Source organism: Pandoraea faecigallinarum, assembly GCF_001029105.3.
GTDB lineage: Bacteria > Pseudomonadota > Gammaproteobacteria > Burkholderiales > Burkholderiaceae > Pandoraea > Pandoraea faecigallinarum.
Window position 1 is genome coordinate 4,706,112 of the sequence record NZ_CP011807.3, and the last position, 19,628, is coordinate 4,725,739.

A 19,628-nucleotide genomic window follows, 5' to 3' on the forward strand; every position below is an offset into this window, starting at 1 on the left:
GACGCATCGCACGCCGGGTGCGATGCTGTCTTCAATGCATGCGAACAATGATTCCGGGCACCGCCGGCGCGCCGCAGCGCGCGCGGTGCATCGCTCACAGAACGGATAAGGAGCATGACCATGAGCACGACATTCTTCATTCCCAGCGTCAACATGATGGGCGTGGGCAGCCTTGACGAAGCGATCGCCGCCCTGCGCCAATACCATTTCCGGCGCGCCCTGATCGTGACCGACGCCGGACTCGCAAAGGCCGGTGTCGCCGGAAAAGTCGCCGAGCTGCTCGCGCGGCAGGACATCCAGTCGGTGTTGTTCGACGGCGCGAAACCGAACCCGACGGTCGCCAACGTCGAAGCGGGTCTTGCGATCCTCCGGCAGAATCAGTGCGACTTCGTGATTTCGCTAGGTGGCGGGTCGCCGCACGACTGCGCAAAGGGCATCGCCCTATGTGCGACCAACGGCGGCCACATTTCGGATTACGAGGGCGTCGATCAGTCGAAGAAGCCGCAATTGCCGCTCGTCGCGATCAACACGACAGCGGGCACCGCGAGCGAGATGACGCGCTTTTGCATCATTACGGACGAGAAGCGGCATGTGAAGATGGCCATTGTCGACCGCAACGTCACGCCGTTGCTGTCGGTCAACGATCCCGCGCTGATGGCGGCAATGCCGAAGGGCTTGACCGCGGCGACCGGCATGGACGCGTTGACGCACGCCACCGAAGCCTACGTCTCGACCGCGGCCACGCCGATCACCGACGCGTGCGCGCTCAAGGCCATCACCCTGATCTCCGGGAACCTGCGTCGCGCGGTCTCGCATGGTGACGACATGACGGCGCGCGAGAACATGGCGTACGCGCAATTCCTGGCGGGCATGGCGTTCAACAACGCGTCGCTGGGCTACGTGCACGCAATGGCACATCAGCTCGGCGGGTTCTACGATTTGCCGCACGGCGTGTGCAACGCGGTCCTGCTGCCGCACGTCGAAGAGTTCAACGCGAGTACGAGCGCCGCACGTCTGAAAGACATCGCGCAGGCGATGGGCGAGAAGGTCGAGGGGTTGAGCGACGAGGAAGGCGCAAAGGCCGCGATTGCCGCGATCCGTCGCTTGTCGAAGGACATCGGCATTCCGTCGGGACTGGCCGAGCTGGGGGCCAAAGAAGCCGACGTGCCCACGCTCGCGGCCAACGCCATGCAGGATGCGTGCGGCTTCACGAATCCGCGCCGTGCCGAACAACGGGAAATCGAAGAGATCTTCCGTCGGGCGTTTTGATGGGACGGCGTCTTCTCGTGGCGGGCGACACATTTTTTACATGTCGGCGGGCCGCTTGAACGACGCCGCTCGCCGACACTCGTCGCACATGCGTTCCCGGCAGTGTTAAAGGCGCGCGTGTCGAATCACGCCGTTGCCGTGGCGCCCGACAGCGCCTCCCTGCGGCGCATCCGCCACCAGATCAGCACGGCGACGAGGGCTTCGAGCGCCGCCACGACCCAGAGGCCGCCGTTGAAACTGCCCGTTGCGTCCTTGACGATGCCAAGCAGGTACGGCGAGCCGAACCCTGCCAGATTCGCAACGGAATTGATGAACGCCACCCCCATCGCCGCGGCACCGCCCGCCAGATAAGCGTTGGGCAACTGCCAGAACACGGGAATCGCACCCATCGTGCCCGACACGGCGATCACCAGACACAGGAACGCCGCCACACCGTTGCTGCCGGCGAATACCCCGACACCCGCCAAACCGCACGCCCCGACGAAGACCGGAATGGCGCAATGCATGCGCGCTTCGCGTCGCTTGTCCGCGCTGTATCCGATGGCGATCTGGAAGATTGCGCCGAACACGTACATCACACCCACGAGCAATCCGATGTGCAGCGGATTGCTCGGCCCCAACGCCCGAACGATGGTCGGCGCAAAGAACGAGAGCGTGGCGTTCGCGGCCACGATACCGAAATAGATACCGGTGAGCAGCCAGAGCTTCGGGCTGCGCACCGCCAGCATGAAGCTGTGCTCGCGCTTGCCCGCGTGCTTGCGGTCGACCTCCAGATCGGCTTGCAGCAGACGCTTCTCCTGTTCGGACAACCAACTCGCCTGCTCCGGCTTGTCGACGAGGAACCACACCGCCAGTACACCCGCGAGTACCGTCGGCACGCCTTCGAGCAGGAACAGCCATTGCCATCCCGCCCAGCCGTTCACACCGTGCATGCCATTGAGAATCGCGCCAGCGAGCGGTGCGCCCACGACCGACGACACCGCGGACGCGGAGATGAACCATGCAAACGCCTTCGCGCGCCGATGCGCCGGGAACCAGAACGTCAGGTAAAGCAGCACGCCGGGCTGAAAGCCCGCTTCGAACGCGCCCAGCAGGAAGCGCATCGCATAGAAATAGGCGGGCGAGTGCGTGAACATCATCAGCACGCAGATCGTTCCCCAGCCCAACGTGATGCGCGCGAGCGTGCGTCGCGCGCCGATGCGCAACAGCAGCCAGTTGCTGGGGATCTCCAGAAAGAAATAGCCGAGAAAGAAGATACCCGCGCCAATGCCGTATACCGTCTCGCTGAAGCCGAGATCCTGCTGCATTTGCAGCTTCGCGAAGCCGACGTTGACACGATCGATCCACGCGAGCATCCACAACACGAAGATGAACGGGATGATCCGCCACATGATCTTCCGGTAGATCGGGTCGAGCGTTCGCTGCGACGGATTCGCGAACGTGTGGCTCGCGTCGGCTGCGAGTGATGATGGCTGCTGGTTCATTTCAACTCCTCCCGGAGTGGCGTGGGTCGGCACGCGTTATCACAAGGTGTCGCAAACCCGCGTGCGTTGTTCTGAATTCGATGTCGATGTTCACGTTGGTGGGGCGGCGAGCCGGCTCGGGCACGCAGCGGCTTCTGGCGGCCTCAGGTGGCTTCTGGCGGCCTCAGGCGGCTTCGCCGAGACCGCCGGGCCCCATCGCCTGAAGCAGCGCGCGGCACGCCGCGGGCACCGGACCGATCACGGGAATCGAGAAGCGCTCGCACAGCGCCTGCGCCGCCTCTCCCAGCGGTCCGCCGCCGATCACCACGGCCTGCGCACCGTCGTCTCGAATGCACGCCTCGACGGCACCCGCAAGCCGGCTTTCCAACTGCGACGGCACATCGCCCAGCGCAAGCGGATCGCCCGTCGTGAAACGCGCACCGGTGAAATTCGCGCCGAGGCCGAGCGCGCGCACGTTCGCGACGATCGAGTTGGCCAGCAAAGGCGTGGTCGTGGCGATGCCAAACCGTCGGCCGCCCGCCCCCGCCTCACGTACGGAAGTCGCGCCGATCCCCACGACCGGCACGTTCAGACGCGCACGCAGCGCATCGATGCCCGGATCACCGAAGGCGCCGACGATCACGCCGTCCGCTTGCGCCGCCAGCGCCACGATTTGCGGGTCGTTCACGGCGTTCGCCGCCACCGCGAGGTCTTGCTCATCGACGATCATCGGTGCGCCGCGCGACACCGTCACGCCGACGACGGCCGGTGGCGACGTCGTCACGCCGGCGAAACAGGCTCGGGCGATGTCGACCATCATTTGCGTCGTCGCCGTCGACGTATTCGGGTTGAGGAGCAGGATACGAGTCATGAAATTCTCGGCGAGCCGGAAAATGTCGGAAGTCAGGAAGCGGAGGACGCCGTTGCATCCGCCGATGCGCGTGCCGTGGCATGGGCACCGGCGTCGCCGGATGCGGCCGGGCCATCGATCGGCTTGCCGAACGTCTCGGGAGCGAAGGTCAGCGCAATGGCGAATACGGCGTACATCGCAGCCATCATCGCGAACATGCCGCCAATGCCGTACTGATCGAAGACGCGGCCGGCGACCAGCGGCATGGCGGCGCCGGCCAGCGTGCCCAGCGCCAGGATGAAGGCCGTGCCGAATGCGCGAACCCGTGTCGGATAGAGTTCCGGCGCGTAAATCCAGAGGGACGTGTTGAGCAGCAGCACACAGAACTGGAACGCTGCGCCGAACGCGAGAATCAGCGGCTGCGACTTCGAGAGAAAGCCAAAGCACAGGCCGATCACGCAGGCGGCAATGGCACCGAGCGTCAGCACACGTTTGCGGGGAAAGCGGAAGCCGAAGTAGGACGCCGTGATTGCCCCGAGCAGGCTGCCCGACTGCATCACGATGGTGAACAGGAAGCTTTTGCTCAGCGTGTAGCCCTGCGCCATGAGGATCGTCGGCATCAGCGTGAGCACGGAGATTTGCGCACCGTAGGTCATGCACACAGCGATGCCCACTGCAGCGGTGCGACGCGCCAACGGCCCGACGAACACTTCGCGCAGGCGCACCCTCTCAGCCCGGTACGCACCGTCCACGGCTTCGCTCAGATAGCGCTTTCCCGCGCCGCCAGCGGCCTTGCCGAGCCTGCCCGACGCGAGAATATTGAGCACGCGGTTGGCCTCTTCCACCCGCCCTTTGGAGAGCAGGAAGCGCGGCGTCTCCGGAATGAATCGTCGATACAGCAGCACAAAGAACGCGGGCAGCACCAGACATCCGAACAGCCAGCGCCAGCTATCGGGGCCGGGAAAGAGCGCGAAGACGGCCAGCCCGAACGCCGGGGCGAGCATGTTGCCCAGCCCGCCGCCCGCGACGTTGATGGCCCCGACCGCCACGCCACGAAAGCGCGACGAGCAGAACTCCGCGAGCATCGTCACGGCAATCGAGATCTCGCCGCCCAGTCCGAAGCCGACGATGAAGCGTCCGGCGGCGAGCATGGTGTAGTTGGCGGCCAAGGCGCAGATCAGCGCGCCCAGCGTGAAGAGCATGAGATTGATGCTCAGCATCGTGCGACGTCCGTAGCGGTCGGCGATGTAGCCGGACCCGAGCCGGCCGAACGCTGCCGCGCCGAACGTCAGCGTGTTGAGAAAGCCGATCTGCGCGGCCGAGATACCCCAGGACTCGCGCAGCAACGGCCCGACCAAACCGACGGCGTTTTGCTCGAAGACGTCGAACAAAACCCCGAACAGGATCAGTGCGAGGATCTTCTTGTGTGACGGCGTCACCCCAATGTCGTCCAGCGCCCGTTCGAGCTGCTGCAACCTGGGTTCCGACGAGGATACGACCACTTCTGCGCCCATCGTAAAACTCCCTGCGCCGTATCTGGCGCCTTCGCGACCGATTGCCTCGCCCTCTGATGAACCTGTTCGGTTAATATTTTTTCAAATTATTTGTTTTTGAAAATTATTTTTCATATCAGGGTTTCACCCGACGAAGCGGACGTGCGACGTCCTTGCCCGGCGATGCCAATGACACGGAGCAATCGAGACAGCGCAATGAAGACGGAGGAGCGGCTGGGGAGCGGAGGAGGGGTTAAATCTCGTCGAGAGCGTCGTGGAATGCTTCGACGAGACCGAGATGACGACGCCCCGGATTGCCCGCAAGCGTCATCACCTGCGTGACGATGAGATGGCACAGGCCGGCCACGGCGGTGTGGTTGTCGAGCACGCCCGGTCCCTGAACGTCGCATTGCAACCACCACCTGGCGGGCGTCTTCGCGGACGCGTTGCGCTCGGTGATGTAGACGAGATTCGGACAGGCCTTCGCGAGTTGCGCCACGATCATCGGCATTTGACGCACGCGACGCCGCAGCGCGAAGACAATGACCATGTCGTCGGCACCGATGCCCGCGAGATGTTCGCCCAACGTCTCGCCTGCGCCCGGAATCACCTGTGCACTGGGAACGATCTGGAGCAACTGCCAGCGCAGATACATCGCCAACGGCAGGCTTGAGCGGAAACCGACGAGCCATACCTTGCGTGCGGCAAGCACGGCGGCGGCGATCTGTTCGATTTCAGTAGACGAGAGACGGCGGTACGTCGCGTCGATGTTCGCGAGGCTCTGCTGACGCTGCACGCCGACGAGGTCGTCGGCCACGGTGTCCGGTGCGGATGAGGTCGCCGCCATCGCGAGCGGCGAACCGGCACGTTGCTCCGAGCGCACATGCTTGCGCGCCTCGTCGAACGACTCGTATCCCAGACGCCGCACGAAGCGCGTGACGGTGGCATTCGAGACCTGCGCAAGCGCGGCAAGCTCCGACGCGGAGTACCCCGCGAGATCGCCGGGCAGATCCAGCGCGAATTCCGCCAGCCGCCGTTCTGAGGGCGAGAGCTGATCCAACTGGTCCCGGATACGTCCGACGAACGACTTCTTCACGTGAGATGCCATGAGCGTTTGCGTGGTGGTGGCAAGCGATTGCGACCGGCTATTGTCACCCGAATCCGGGTGAATCGCGAACTCACGCGGCAACGTCGGTCCGCGAGCGCCCCAGTCCCACCACCGCCTGCAAGATCGCCACGCGGGCCTGCCCCAGAATCTGGCCCTGCCATACCGGGTCGTCGAAGCAGAACGCGCTTTTCACCGCGCGGCGAATCGACCACGCCTGCGCGTCGGGTGCGTCCGGGTGCTGCCTCAGCCACGCGTCTGCACGCAACATGTGCAGCATGTCGATGAGTGCGACGGTGCCGTACTCGATGGCGATCGCCGTCACCTGCGCATCGGGGCGTGTGGTGCGCAGCGTGTCGAGCAACGGACCGCCGACGTTGGACGCCACCGTCGTTGCGTCGACGGGACTGGCGAGATCCGCGCCCCACCACTCGCGCGCGCGGGCCAACTCGGCCGCGTCGAGCGCACCCACGCAGATCTTCTCGCCATGTCCCGGCGGGCCAAGCCCCGTGTGGAAGTCGATCCAGCCGATGGCGTCGCAATGCGCGGCGTGCGTCTCGATCAGCGTGCGGATCAGACGCGTGCTCCATACCGGCGCTGTCCCGCCATAGAAGAGTCCGTCGGCGAAAGCATACTGCCCGATGGTCAAGGCATGCTGGTAGGCCGCCTCGCCATGTGTCGCGATGTAGTCGGCGATGGCGCGCACATTGTCGTCAGACGGCGGCCAAGTCGCAGGCACAAGCAACCGGTGCAGCTCGGCATAGTCCTTGTTGACCGGAAGCGGTTGCGTGAAGTCGATGCTGTTGCGGTTCAGGTCGACGTTATCCTCGTTCGTGCGCGACAACCACGAGAAACCATACGGATTGATGGCGTGAACGACGAGGACGGCCACGTCCGTGGCATCGAGACGCGCCTTCAATCCTGCGTCGCCGAGCAGTGCGATTTGCGCCGCGCTCCCGCAGAATCCCTCGACACCGTGCGTGCCCGAGGTCAGGATGAGCAGCCGTCGCGCCTGCGGCGAGCCCAGTCGCACGACGTCGGTCGCCAGGGTCTCGCCTTCACGTCCGGCGATACCGGGGACGACGTGGCTCGTTACCTCCACGTTCGCCCGTTGGGCGGCCGCGGCAAAGCGTTGTCGGGCTTGCAGATAGCTGTCGGAAAATAGCGACGGCGGTGACAGGGGATTGGCGGCCATCTCGCGTCACTCCGTCAGGAAGGCTTCGGTCAGACGCACCCAGTACGTGGCGCCGAGTGTCAGCACATCGTCGTTGAAGTCGTAGCTCGTGTTGTGCAGCATGCACGGACCGAGCCCGTGGCCGTGCGCCCGATGCTCGCCCGTGCCGTTGCCGATATACGCATAGCAGCCGGGACGCTCCAGCAGGAAGAACGAAAAGTCCTCGGCGCCCATTGTCGGATCGATCGGATCGACGACGTGCTCGCGCCCCACAATTTCCTTCATGACGTTGACGGCGAACTGCGTCTCGGCGGCGGTATTGACTGTCGGCGGATAGTTGCGCAAGAACGAGAACTCGACGGTGCAGCCGTAGGCCGCGGCGGTCGATTCGCAGAATTCGCGCATGCGCGTCTCGATCAGATCGAGGACTTCGAGGGAGAAGGTGCGCACCGTGCCGGCGAGCGTGGCCGTGTTCGGAATGACGTTGATCGCCTCGCCCGCCTGCATCTGCGTGATGGAGAGCACGGCGGCGTCGATGGGGCGCTTGTTGCGCGTCATGATGCTTTGCAGGCCGGTGCCGATCTGCATGGCCGTCAGCACCGGATCGATGCCGTCGTGCGGCATGGCCGCGTGTGCGCCCGTGCCTTTGACGACGATGCGGAACTCGTTGCTCGACGCCTGCGTGGCGCCGACGCGCGCACCGAAGCTGCCCGCCGCGAGGCCCGGCCAGTTGTGCAGGGCGAACACGGCATCGACCGGGAATTTCTCGAACAGGCCGTCTTCGAGCATGGCTTTCGCGCCGCCACCGCCCTCCTCCGCTGGCTGGAAGATGAATACGATAGTGCCGTCGAACGTGCGATGTTCGGCGAGATGCTGCGCGGCGCCGAGCAGCATGGCGGTGTGGCCGTCATGCCCGCAGGCGTGCATCTTTCCGGCGTAGGTCGACGCGTGCGCGAACGTGTTGAGTTCCTGAATGGGCAAGGCGTCCATATCCGCACGCAGGCCGATGACCTTCTTGCCCGTGCCGTTGCGCAATACGCCGACGACACCCGTCTTACCCAATCCGCGGGTCACTTCGATACCCCACGATTCGAGTAGTTTCGCCACGATATCGGACGTACGCGCTTCTTCATAGCGCAATTCCGGATGTGCGTGAATGTCGCGCCGGATGGCTTGCAGTTCGGTCGAGCGCTCAGCGATTTCGGGAATGATGGACATAGGAGTCGTCTCTCGATGGATGCCCCGGATGGTTTGCCGTCGACCGGGCTGCGTCGGCAGGTCGCACCATTGGACAAGGGGCAGGTTGGGGGGGGAATTCGGCGGACGCGCCGGCGAGATCCGCCGGCGGCCCTGATGAACGATGCGTTGATTCGATGTGTTGAACGTGGTGCGCCGTATGGGATGCGTTGTGCGATACGTTGTGCGATACGTTGTGCAAAGCCTCGTTCAGAGCAGCGGCTGACGCGAGCGGTCCTTGAGCAGCAGGATCGTGACAAGCCCCACAGCGGCACCGAACAGGCCGTAATACACGACGGCGAGCTTGTCGCCCGTCCATCCGATGGGCAGCGTGGCGATGGCACCGGCGAAGCCGCCGAAGATCATCACGGCGAAGTTATAGCCAATGGCCATCGACGTCGCACGCACCCGCGACGGAAAGAGTTCGCACACGAATGCGCAGTACGAGCCTTGAAAGAGGCCGAGCGAGAGCATCAGGCAGCATTGCACGAGGATCAGCATGGGCAGCGTCGGCACGTGGCTGACGGCGAGGAACAGCGGATACGCGACGATCAGGCTGATGAGCGCCGAAGCGGCCATCGGCTTCTTGCGGCCGATGGCGTCCGAGATGCGGCCCGAGGCGAACGTCCCCACGATATACGCGACGGCAGCGCACAGCGAGGCGATCACACTGCTCTTGAACGGAATGCCGAGCGACTTCGTCGCGTAGCTCGGCATGTAGTAGTAGAAGATGTACGTGCCGATAGTGCCGTAGACCGTGAGACCGAAGCCGGCGACGACCTGACGCCAGTGCACGGTAATCGATTCGAGGAACGGCGAGCGCTTTTCGGCGGGCTTGTTGCGGGCGTCCCTGAAGACGGGCGACTCGTCCAGGCGCGAGCGCACATACAGACCGACCGGCACGATGAGCAGACCGATGACGAACGGGATGCGCCAGCCGAACGCGTCGATCTGTTCCGGTGTCAGCGCTTGCGTGATGCCGACCGACACGATGGCGCCGAGCAGCATGCTGCAGGCCTGCGCAATCATCTGAAAGCTGCCGTACACACCACGCCGCTCGACCGGTGCGTGCTCGACGAGGAATGCGGTGGCGCTGCCGACTTCGCCGCCGGCGGAAAATCCCTGAAGGAAGCGGCCGATGAGCATGAGCACGGGGGCGGCCATGCCGATCTGAGCGTAGGTGGGCGCGAAGGCGATGACCGCGACACCGGCCGCCATGACGGAGATGGTCAGCAGCAATGCGGATTTGCGGCCGTGTTTGTCGGCGTAGGCGCCGAGGACGATGCCACCGAGCGGACGCGTGAGAAAGCCGACACCGAAGGTCGTCCATGCGGCGAGCAATGCGGCGGTCGGGTTATCGCTGGGGAAGAACTGACGCGCGATGTTGGCGGCGAAGAACGTGAACACGGTGAAGTCGAACCATTCGAGCGCATTGCCGATGGTGGACACCGCGATGATGCCGACGTCGATGCGTTTCCCGGATCGTTCGGAAACCGCGGAGTTTGCGGCGCTGTCGCGCCCAACCGAAACTTCCATGGGGATACTCCTCTTCTATGAAGTGTTTTCGTGGCAAGCCGACCGCACTCGCATCGCCTCATTCTGCTTGTGCCAAAAAATCAATAAAAGCTAGAATTTGTGGTCTGTCATCGCAAATTTTTTGATGAATTCAAGGGCGGATTTCGGGACGAATCGTAAGGGGGACGGGAGAGCTTGATGGTCTTGCGGCGTGCCTGTGAGACGGCTTCGGAGCGGGTTGTGCGTGGTGTGTGGGCGGTGGGGTCGGTGTGTGGGCGTCTTGCGGATGTCCGGCGTACTCCTTTGCAATACCGTGTCGGTCGCGCGGATCTTCTGTCGGTCCAATTGCCGGTCCTGCTGCGCAGACACCCCAGGGTTCCGGTGAATTTCGGCCACTATTGTTTCGGCCACTATTGGCGAGCGTGCTATGAGCAATTTGCGATTCATGAAGACATTCGCGACAGTGGCGAGGTACGGTTCGTTCGCTTCGGCTGCCGAACATCTCGCCATGACGCAGTCGGCGGTGAGCATGCAAATGCGGGCGTTGGAAGAGGAGTTCGGCCACCCGCTATTCGATCGCGTAGGACGTTCGGTCGCACTCAACGCGATGGGACGCGTGCTGCTGCCGCATGCGGAGCAACTGCTGGCGCAGTATCAGACGATGCGGATGCTGGCCGCAGGCATCGAATCGACGGCCGGTCCGGTGACGATTGGCGCGGTGGAGTCGGCAGTGAGCGCGCTGGCGCGCGCGGTGTCGCAGATCAAGCAGGCACAGCCGCATCTGGAGATATTGATTCAGACGGCGCGCTCGATCGAACTGACGGCGAAACTGGATGCTGGTGAAATCGATTGCGCGGTGTTGGTGGAACCGTCGGGCAGGCGTCCGGCAGGGGTGCGATGGACGCCGCTGTATCGGGAGCCGTTGGTGCTGTTGGCGTCGTCGGCGTTGAAGTCGGCGCCGGTGACGAAGTTACTGGAGACGGAGCGGTTTTTGCGTTTCGACCGGACACAACGCACCGGGACGCTGATTGATCGCGCGGTGCGACGTCAGCACGTGAAAGTCAGCGACTTTCTGGAATTGACGTCGATTGAAGGAATCGTGGCGTTGGTGCGCCAACGTGTAGGGATTGCGGTTGTTCCGATGCTCAGAAGCGCAACGTGGGCACATGAAGACGCGTTGCGGGTGATCCCATTGCCCGGTGTGACTGAGCAACGGAGTATCGGACTGCTGGAACGGACACGTCACGACAAGATGGGGATTACCGCGACGATTGCGCAGCAGGTGATGGCGCAGGGGTGAGGACAACGGGCTCTGGTGATATCGCCGCTCCTCACGAGACCAATTTGCGTGAGACCAAACGAGCGGCCTGCCGCTGCGCCCTTACCTGAGAGGGGGCATCTACCGGAATCAGGGGAAATGATCGAGGGAGTTTGGTCGTCAGCGGCTCTTCATGACGAGTACTCACCGCAAAAAATGGGCCCTGAGGGATTCGATCACTGCCGGTTTCCCCTAAAATCCCGGCGCAGTTCTCCAATATAAGAAGCTAGGAAATCCGCTTCCGCTGAGGAACGAGCGAAATACCTCAATCTAAAACGCCAATGCCGCGCCGAAATCATTAGTACCGCTCGCAGCCAACGCCCCCCGTTGAATCGTCGAGCTAATGAGGAGGATCCAATACAAGGCGTGCGTCCACCCCGCCACCTCGTGCTTTCTCGATACACCTTAGCCAATCGCCCCATGCAGCGGGATCAGCGGTTGTCCCATCTGCGAGCAGACTAAGATCACCTAGTAATGAACCGAGTTCGTCAGATTGGGTTCTTTCATATAGCTCGACCAAGAATTCATACATCGCCAGATACGCTACTTTGATAGCGACGCTATCCGTTTGAATGTTCACTTCGTTGCCTTCGATGGTCCAGTTGCGGGATTAAATATCTTTGTGTGGCATCTAGGCCACCATTCTGAACTCAATTCCGGGGGAGTGTTCGAAATGACGTTGAGTCAGGCACTCCCGGAAAATAGAACGTCGTCGCGACTGGTTGCAGCGACGCGGGCAAGTTGGAGATCAGCACCTGCGGAGAAACCGGATCGAGCGTCGCGCCCAATCCGCCCACCACATAGCTCGGGCCGTTTTGCTGGCCCACGGCGCCCGTGAGGATCGACGGAATCGCTATGTCCGCTCATCTTCAAACGCGCTGATACGCGTTTTCGGGCGAGTTCAATTCACGCCGTACAAAGCGCTCCGAAGCAAATCCTGCTTTTTAGCCGACGTCTCAGAACTGAAATCGTTGTCTGGCAATGTCAGCGCCAAGATTCCATGTTCTAGAGGTCGAATCCAATTTCGATAGAGTTCTTGGAATTGCAGTTTTCGCTCCGGCCCCACACGCTCCCAGAATAGATCGCTCAACCACATCCTGGGTAAGCGCGAATTTCTCCGCACGTAGTATTTAGCAGACGGTCCGGGCAAGCTGTGTCCGCAGAAATAATTGTGGACACAGCCCATGACAGATCTCAATTCAGACCTCACCCTGACCGTCACCTGCGTCGGTCGCAACGGCAAGCGGCGCTACGATGCGGAGTCGAAGCGGCGCCTGATCGAAGCCAGCCTGCAACGCGGCGTGTCGGTGGCGGGGCTGGCACTCAAGGCCGGCGTGAACGCGAACCAGCTGCGGCGATGGATCCGGCTGTATCAGGAACGTGGCGGGCGGGTCGGCCTGTCAGGCCAGCGAATCGCGCCGGTGCCGACCACCCCATCAAGCTTTATCCCCGTCGTCGAGATCCCCCACGGCTTAGCGCCGGCCAACGTACCTGCTTCAGCATCGACACCCCTGTCGCCGTGCACGCCGATGCGCGCACAGTTGACCGTCGAGATGCCCAACGGGGTCACACTGCGTCTGGACTGCACCGAACACGATGGGCCGCTGTTGTCGGCCATGATTGAGAGCCTGGGGCGTTGCGATGTTCGAGCTCGACGCTAAGCTTACGGTCTACCTTCATCGTGATGCCATTGACTTCCGAAAGTCAATCAACGGCCTAGCGGGCCTGGTCGAGGCAGACGGGATGGACCCGTTTGGCTCGGCGCTCTACGCGTTCAGCAATCGGCGCCGGGATCGCATCAAGCTACTCGGCTGGGGTGGCAATGGTTTCTGGCTGTTGATGAAGCGGCTCGAAGAAGACCGTTTCGTCTGGCCGCGCCGACCGCAGGCTGTCATGGAGCTCACCACCGAGCAACTGCACTGGCTACTTGAAGGGATTGATATCGAAGCGGTACGCCGGCACCCTGCACGGCAGTATCGACACGCGGGTTGAGGCGGATGCCTCGTCTGTTACAAATTCGGTAAACCCATGGGCGCTGGCATTTCGCTATCGTGAGCGTCATGTCAGCCCAAGACGCTACCGCCGATCTGCCGCCCGAAGTATTGGCCTATATCCGCCAGCTCGAAGCGAACAACCGCGAACTAAAGGCGAGCAACCAGCAGTTGGCCCAACGCGTCGAACAGCTCGAGGAGTTGTTCCGCCTCGCACAGCTCAAGCGCTTTGCCCCCAGCAGCGAGAAGCTCAAGGATCGCGTGTTCGATGAAGCGGAACAGGCGGCAGTCGCCGAGCCCGTCGAGGATGGTCCGGACGGCGTATTCGCGTTGCCCGATACCGCGCTACCGGCCAGCGACGCACCCCGCCCTGGCAAACGAGGCCGCAAGGCTCTGCCGGCCGACCTGCCGCGCACGCGCATCGAATACGATCTGCCGGATGACCAGAAGGTTTGCCCGTGCTGCCAACATGCGCTACATCGGATGGGCGAACAGACCTGCGAGCAACTGCATATCGAGGTCAAGGCTTCGGTATTGCAGCATGTGCGCTTCAAGTATGCATGTCGCCATTGCGAGCGGCACGCCGAGCAGACGCCCATCGTGATTGCGCCCATGCCGGCGCAACCGCTGCCGGGCAGCAACGCGAGTCCGGCGATGATCGCCACGGTAATGACAGCCAAGTACGCGGACGGCACGCCGCTGTACCGCATGACCGAGGCACTGGGCCGCTCGAACATCGAGATCAGCCGCGGCACGCTCGCTCACTGGGTCATCCGCCCCGCCGAACTGCATCTGTCCCGGCTGTACGACACCTTACGCGGCACACTGCTCTCGCAATCGCTGATCCATGGCGACGAGACCACCGTGCAGGTGCTCAAGGAGGCGGGCAAGAACGCGCAGAGCCAGTCCTACATGTGGGTCTACCGCAGCGCCGAAACCTGCGCCGAGCCGGTGGTGCTGTTCGAGTATCAGCCTGGGCGAGGCCAGCAGTATCCGCAAGCCTTCCTGAAGGGCTATGCCGGCACGCTGATGACCGATGGTTATAGCGCATGGCGCACGCTCGGCAGCGTGACGCAGCTCGGTTGCATGGCCCATGCGCGCCGGGCGTTCGACGAGGCGTACAAGGCGCACAAGAAACCGGACGGTCGTGCGCGCCAAGCGCTGGAATTCTTTAAATCGCTGTACCAGGTCGAAACGCTCGCGCGTGGCGTGCTACCTGAGGGAGAAACCCGGACGGGCTATACGTACCGATTGCGCCAGGCACACAGTGTGCCGTTGCTCGATGCATTCGGCGTCTGGCTCGATGAACAGGCTCCGCAAGTTCTGCCGGAAAGTCTGACCGGCAAGGCGATCAGCTATGCGCGGAACCAATGGGATTATCTGCGACGCTATGTCGAGGACGGTGACGCGCCGATTGACAACAACGTGATCGAGCGGGATATCCGGCCGTTTACCACGGGACGCAAGGCCTGGCTGTTCAGCGATACCGTCGCCGGAGCCAAGGCCAGCGCGATCGTCTACAGCTTGATGCTGACGTGTCGTGCCTGCGGTGTCGAGCCGTATGCGTATCTGCTACATGTGCTCACCGAGCTGCCGCAGCGCGCGACCAATGCCGATATCAGCGATCTCTTGCCGTTCAACTTCGCCAAGTCGCATGGCGCTTCCGCTTCGGTCTGATCACTCGGCGGTGTGGGTTAATTCGCGCTTACCATCCTGGACCCTATGGCTTCGACGTAGCCACTGCGAAGCACCCAACGCCCAGGGTTGATGGAGACATCAACAATTTCCATTTCAAGAGGTGGAGGCAAACCGTTTGACCTCTTTCGAAGGTTCGAACAATCGCGTCCGGCAAGTTCATACTCGTATGGGTCCGTCACGTTCTGCCACCGGTTGTACTCCGAATCAGACACCCATGCTTGTACGAACCCCTTTCTTGCCGTGAACGAGCCAAGCCATTCCTCCCATTCTCGTGCCACTCCCGGGTAACGCTCTTCCACTTGTATGAAGCAGTGTCCGAAGGATGCCGCGACCCCATATTGAAATACAAACTGTTGTGACACCAACTCTCCCCATGGACGCATATCACCAAAGCGCCTGAGAACTTGCGAGCTAGTAAGCACTTCGTCACCAAAACGGAGTTCAACATGGCTTTCGCTCCGCTCCGCGATCCGAAGCAAGGTTCTTATGGCCTGCCCCGGGGAGATCGAACCCACTCGCGCTTCGAAATCAATCCCGCTTTTCTTACCTCGCTCATCCGGCTGACTTTGAGCGTGAGAGTCTTCCGCTAACGCAAAGACCATTTTCAGGACTTGGGCTCTTGACCTTATCTTCATTGGAATACCTTAATAAACACGGCGTTACCACGACTTTGACCGTCAGTGACTAACGACTGATTTGCAGTCAACCCAGAAATGCAATACGCAATTCAGGCGGAAAGGTCTATCCCGGATCGAGATTAGTGCGCCAACATTTAAGGGTTGCGGTTGTCCCTATGCTGAAAATCGCGGCTTGACCGCATAAATACCCCGCTGCACGTACTCCCTTATCCGGTGTCACCGAGCAGAAGTATCGGACTGCTGGAACGGACGCGTCACGGCAAGATGGACCTTACTTCGGCGATTGCGCAGAGTGATTATTGAGGGATGTAGAAGCGGTCGATCACATCCGAACAGATCACGTGTCAAAGCGAACTGAGCACATCGACTTGGCAGCCCTAGCTCCAAGTCGAGATCCGACTTCTTCCAAGTAAGGCATGCACGCTTTTACCTTTTTCTTCTATTTCACATAGAAAAACCTCGAAGCAAGTCCCACTTCCCGGCTTGCACTTCGAGATTGGAAACGGCATCCAACGTGTAAAACCATTATCTCAAGACTTACCAAGTACAAGCCTTGTAAAGTGGCGCGCGATAGAGATTCAAACGACGACCACCGACGCCAATCCACCTAACAGCGCTTGAGCACTCTCAGAGACAGTAGCCTGACTGCAACGGCGAAGGTCAGGTATTCGGTCATCATAAGAATTACTGGGAAGCTTCGAATATGCGGTCTAACTCCTGATAGGCACTGGATGCGACTGAATCGAACTCGCCCGGCAAGATTTCGACAGTCTTTACGGTTACACCGGCATCTTCGGAATAAATAATTTTAGAAATATCTTCAGCATCCACAAGATAAATATTCCATCTATTAAAAATATCTAAATTTGGGCAAATATCAAAACAAGCTGGCGAGATATCGGGGGGAATCGAACTTACCATATTTAAATCACTTTCACTAATAGAATTCTGGATCACATGAAAAACCGCTATCTCGTCGCAAAATACCAGCGACGGGGCTTCACGTTTTCCTGCGTCGCCCACGATGTATCGCATCGAAAACAGCACATCTCGCAAGGAGACCCCTTCGTCGAAGTTTCCGACTTGCTCGCCAGCAATCCAATAGCAGAATTTTCCGAACATCCACGCATCGCCCGGGTTTTCGTTCAATTCAAACTCGATCCCGAGCCGTGCTTTGTCACCGAATAGCATGTTCACTTCCCCAGAATTTTTAGAACACTTGGAGGAACCTTTGAAGAGGGAATTGTGCCGCTGAAATGCACCGTTCCTGCATTGTCCGAAAAATATTGATAATAGCCTGTCTTCCCTAGGGCATACCAAGTTCCCATACCTCCGCGCACCGCGCCATCCTCGTATGCGACACGGGAGTCTGCTGGCTCCGGCGTTTTTTTGGGGTTGTACAGTGGACTACCTTTATCGTGCGCTGGGTTAGTCTCATATGCGGGTTTCACCCGTGCATCCACATTCGACGGGTTGTAGGGATCATCCGATAGCACCGGACTTGGGGTTTTGTTGTCGGAACCCTTTGAGAGGATCACGTTGTCCGGAATGTCCCCTGGCATTCCGATCATGCTTCCCGCCTCTACACCAGTTCCCCCTCCGGCGCCGGCTCTTACACTGACGCCGCCAGCGGTGGGCGTATTTCCGCTCCCCCTCCAACGACAGCGTTTGCCCCGTTAGCCACACCTTGGAAAAGTAGGTCGATCGATGGTTCAGACATCTTTTTCTTGGCGCCAGCGATCATTAGGCTAGCAAATTGGTCTCTCGCGGCAATAACTACTGGATTCCCTGGCATACCGGGCATGAGGATATACAGCAGTGTCGTCAGCGTGTTTGCCAACCCTCCCTTCACCGCATCTGCGGTATGTTCTGCGCTTCCCGCATCATTATTCAACGCCTGATTCTGTGCCCAGAACGCCCCTGCCGACGGATCCGCTCCTGCGAAGCCCGAGAACGTCGCTCCCATCAAGCCCGAGAGCATTGAGAGTGCCCCCAGTTGTCCGCCGTTGAGTGGCGCACCGCTCGGATCTATTGCCTTGATGAAATCCGGCGTGAACGCTGCACTTGCGGCCGCACCAATCGCTCCGCCGGCACATCCATTTCCAGAAGCCGCACTTCCAGCACATCCCAACGCTGCGTGGGCCGTAATCGAAAGCAGGTCCTTCCCGAGTCCTTCTCCAAATACGCCGCCGACCTTTGCCTCGCCAATCTGAAACGCCAACGCGGCACCCAAATTGCTGATACCACTCGCCTTCAACGCATCAAGAAAACTCCCGCCCTGAATCGTCGACTGCACCCCTGCTTGAATCACGGACTGGCCCAGAATCGCCATGCCCTGTGTCAGCCATTGCCCTGCCGTCGCAGCGCTTGCCTGGTTGACGGCACCGTCCACGAATGTCGGTTTCACCCCCGCGAGACTGCTCAGGCTGTTTGGCGATGCCGTCGTCGAGAATCCGAGTCCATCCGCGCTCGAATACGTAATGCCGTTCAACAACCCCGCCGTGATCGCTGCCGACAACCCCGTCTTCAACACCCCACCGAAATCCAGCGTACCGTTGAACATCACCTGCGTGATGGTCGAACTCGTCATGGCGGTCAGTGCTGCGCTTGCCATCACGTTACCCAGTCCGCCCGCAACGAATGTCCCCGCCGTCGTGCCAAGTTGTGCCGCGATCATTCCCGAGAACATCGGGCCAAGTGCGGCACCGGTCATGGCCGCGGCCATGATCATCCCCACCTGCTGAATCCCGAAATTCCCGCCCTGCTTCACGAACTCCGTGTGCAGGTCGTTTTGCAGCGTCTGCTGGATGAAGTTCTCGCCCAACTGACTCGCGACACCCGCGATGAACGCTTGCGTTGCTCCCTGGTCGATTTCGCCGTTTTGACCGAGAAGTTGGAGCGCGCCGCCGATCTGGTTGAACTGATCGACGTTCAGCGTCAGCCCGCCCGCCGCCGCGCTCATGAAGCCGCCCGGCTGCACCACCGTGCCCGTCGTCTTCAGGTAGCCCGCGTCCTTGATGTAGCTCCAGATCTCGCCCACGTCGACCACGTTGGCGCGGTTCGTCAGCGTGCCGGTGGTCACCGTGAGCGTCCCGCCTGAGGTGATCGCGCCCGTGTTCACGATGCTGCCGCCCGTGGCCGTGCTGCCGAAGTTCAGCGACAGCTCGTTGCTCGCCAGAATCTGACCGCCCGCCGACAGCGCCGTGAAGTTCTCCGGCAGATACACCTGCGGCATCAGGGCCGTGACCGTCGGGCACTTTGCGTTGCCCGTCGCGGCACATCCCGGCTGCGGCACCGTCTGCTCGACGTACCACAGCATCGGTTGTGACAGACCCGCGATCTGCTCAGGCGTGAGTGCTTGCCCCAACTGGATGTTGTTCGCCTTCGCGTACTCCACCGCGTTGCCGTACAGCACGAGCTTTTGTTGGTCGTTGACCGTCAACTGCGACGTGCTGTCCGTCGACAACCCGTTGATGAAGCTCGCCTTGCCCGTTTGCATCAGGGCTGCTTGTTGCAGTTGGATGGCTTCTTGCTGCGGTGAGAAGTAGAACGTCGTCGTGCTCGGTTGCAGCGACGCGGGCAAGTTGGAGATCAGCACCTGCGGAGAAACCGGATCGAGCGTCGCGCCCAGTCCGCCCACCACATAGCTCGGGCCGTTTTGCTGGCCCACGGCGCCCGTGAGGATCGACGGCCCCGTGCCGCCCAAGCTCGCCGGAATCGTCAGATTCAGACCGCCATTCGCGGGTGCCAGGCTGATCACTTGCGGCGGATTTCCCACTTGCGGCGTATATGTGTTCGCCGTCGTGATGCCGTTGACGAGACTCGTGCCGCGCCCTCCCGTCGCCATCGGCCTATTCGAACGATTCTTGTTCGAAGAT

15 protein-coding genes are annotated in these 19,628 nt (G+C 61.3%); 5 read left to right on the forward strand and 10 right to left on the reverse strand.

Annotated features, from left to right (window positions below):
• The first annotated feature begins 120 nt into the window (after positions 1–120).
• Positions 121–1,269, forward strand: coding sequence for an L-threonine dehydrogenase (gene yiaY, locus AB870_RS20675; RefSeq protein ID WP_047908503.1), 1,149 nt, complete (start codon positions 121–123; stop codon positions 1,267–1,269).
• Positions 1,270–1,394: 125 nt separating this feature from the next.
• Here yiaY and AB870_RS20680 read toward each other — a convergent pair whose 3' ends face one another.
• The 7 genes from AB870_RS20680 to AB870_RS20710 all read right to left on the reverse strand — a co-directional run bounded on the left by AB870_RS20680 (position 1,395) and on the right by AB870_RS20710 (position 10,126).
• Entirely contained in the window at positions 1,395–2,753 is a 1,359-nt protein-coding gene (locus AB870_RS20680; RefSeq protein WP_047906120.1) for an MFS transporter, read from the reverse strand.
• 163 nt (positions 2,754–2,916) lie between these two features.
• The gene (locus AB870_RS20685) at positions 2,917–3,603 is read right to left on the reverse strand and encodes an aspartate/glutamate racemase family protein (RefSeq protein WP_047906121.1); all 687 of its coding nucleotides are present in this window, start codon (positions 3,601–3,603) and stop codon (positions 2,917–2,919) included.
• Positions 3,604–3,635: 32 nt separating this feature from the next.
• Positions 3,636–5,096, reverse strand: coding sequence for an MFS transporter (locus tag AB870_RS20690; RefSeq protein WP_047906122.1), 1,461 nt, complete (start codon positions 5,094–5,096; stop codon positions 3,636–3,638).
• A 232-nt stretch (positions 5,097–5,328) separates the two neighbouring features.
• Positions 5,329–6,183, reverse strand: coding sequence for a MurR/RpiR family transcriptional regulator (locus AB870_RS20695; protein WP_047906123.1), 855 nt, complete (start codon positions 6,181–6,183; stop codon positions 5,329–5,331).
• Between the two features lie 70 nt (positions 6,184–6,253).
• Positions 6,254–7,375 (reverse strand): M14 family metallopeptidase, encoded by a 1,122-nt coding sequence (locus AB870_RS20700; protein ID WP_047906124.1) that lies wholly within the window; start codon positions 7,373–7,375, stop codon positions 6,254–6,256.
• Positions 7,376–7,381: 6 nt separating this feature from the next.
• Positions 7,382–8,572, reverse strand: a complete 1,191-nt coding sequence (locus AB870_RS20705; RefSeq protein ID WP_047906125.1) for a M20 aminoacylase family protein — start codon at positions 8,570–8,572, stop codon at positions 7,382–7,384.
• A gap of 228 nt (positions 8,573–8,800) precedes the next feature.
• On the reverse strand, positions 8,801–10,126 hold the full coding sequence (locus tag AB870_RS20710) for an MFS transporter (protein WP_047906126.1): 1,326 nt from the start codon (positions 10,124–10,126) through the stop codon (positions 8,801–8,803).
• 406 nt (positions 10,127–10,532) lie between these two features.
• On the opposite strand from AB870_RS20710, the gene AB870_RS20715 reads away from it, so the two are divergent.
• The 4 genes from AB870_RS20715 to tnpC all read left to right on the forward strand — a co-directional run bounded on the left by AB870_RS20715 (position 10,533) and on the right by tnpC (position 15,091).
• The gene (locus tag AB870_RS20715; protein WP_047906127.1) at positions 10,533–11,405 is read left to right on the forward strand and encodes a LysR family transcriptional regulator; all 873 of its coding nucleotides are present in this window, start codon (positions 10,533–10,535) and stop codon (positions 11,403–11,405) included.
• A gap of 1,202 nt (positions 11,406–12,607) precedes the next feature.
• On the forward strand, positions 12,608–13,084 hold the full coding sequence (tnpA, locus tag AB870_RS20720) for an IS66-like element accessory protein TnpA (protein ID WP_047905282.1): 477 nt from the start codon (positions 12,608–12,610) through the stop codon (positions 13,082–13,084).
• The gene (gene tnpB / locus AB870_RS20725; protein ID WP_047905283.1) at positions 13,065–13,415 is read left to right on the forward strand and encodes an IS66 family insertion sequence element accessory protein TnpB; all 351 of its coding nucleotides are present in this window, start codon (positions 13,065–13,067) and stop codon (positions 13,413–13,415) included. The genes tnpA and tnpB overlap by 20 nt, the downstream gene beginning before the upstream one ends.
• 68 nt (positions 13,416–13,483) lie before the next feature.
• Entirely contained in the window at positions 13,484–15,091 is a 1,608-nt protein-coding gene (tnpC, locus tag AB870_RS20730; protein ID WP_047905284.1) for an IS66 family transposase, read from the forward strand.
• 1,343 nt (positions 15,092–16,434) lie between these two features.
• On the opposite strand, the gene AB870_RS20735 is transcribed toward tnpC, so the two are convergent.
• Genes AB870_RS20735 through AB870_RS20740 form a run of 3 tightly spaced genes read right to left on the reverse strand, consistent with a single transcriptional unit; the run spans position 16,435 to position 19,597 of the window.
• The gene (locus tag AB870_RS20735) at positions 16,435–16,941 is read right to left on the reverse strand and encodes an Imm42 family immunity protein (protein WP_047906128.1); all 507 of its coding nucleotides are present in this window, start codon (positions 16,939–16,941) and stop codon (positions 16,435–16,437) included.
• Positions 16,942–16,943: 2 nt separating this feature from the next.
• Positions 16,944–17,321 (reverse strand): hypothetical protein, encoded by a 378-nt coding sequence (locus AB870_RS26490; protein WP_157112395.1) that lies wholly within the window; start codon positions 17,319–17,321, stop codon positions 16,944–16,946.
• A 41-nt stretch (positions 17,322–17,362) separates the two neighbouring features.
• Positions 17,363–19,597, reverse strand: a complete 2,235-nt coding sequence (locus AB870_RS20740) for a DUF637 domain-containing protein (protein ID WP_053059467.1) — start codon at positions 19,595–19,597, stop codon at positions 17,363–17,365.
• Positions 19,598–19,628 lie beyond the last annotated feature (31 nt).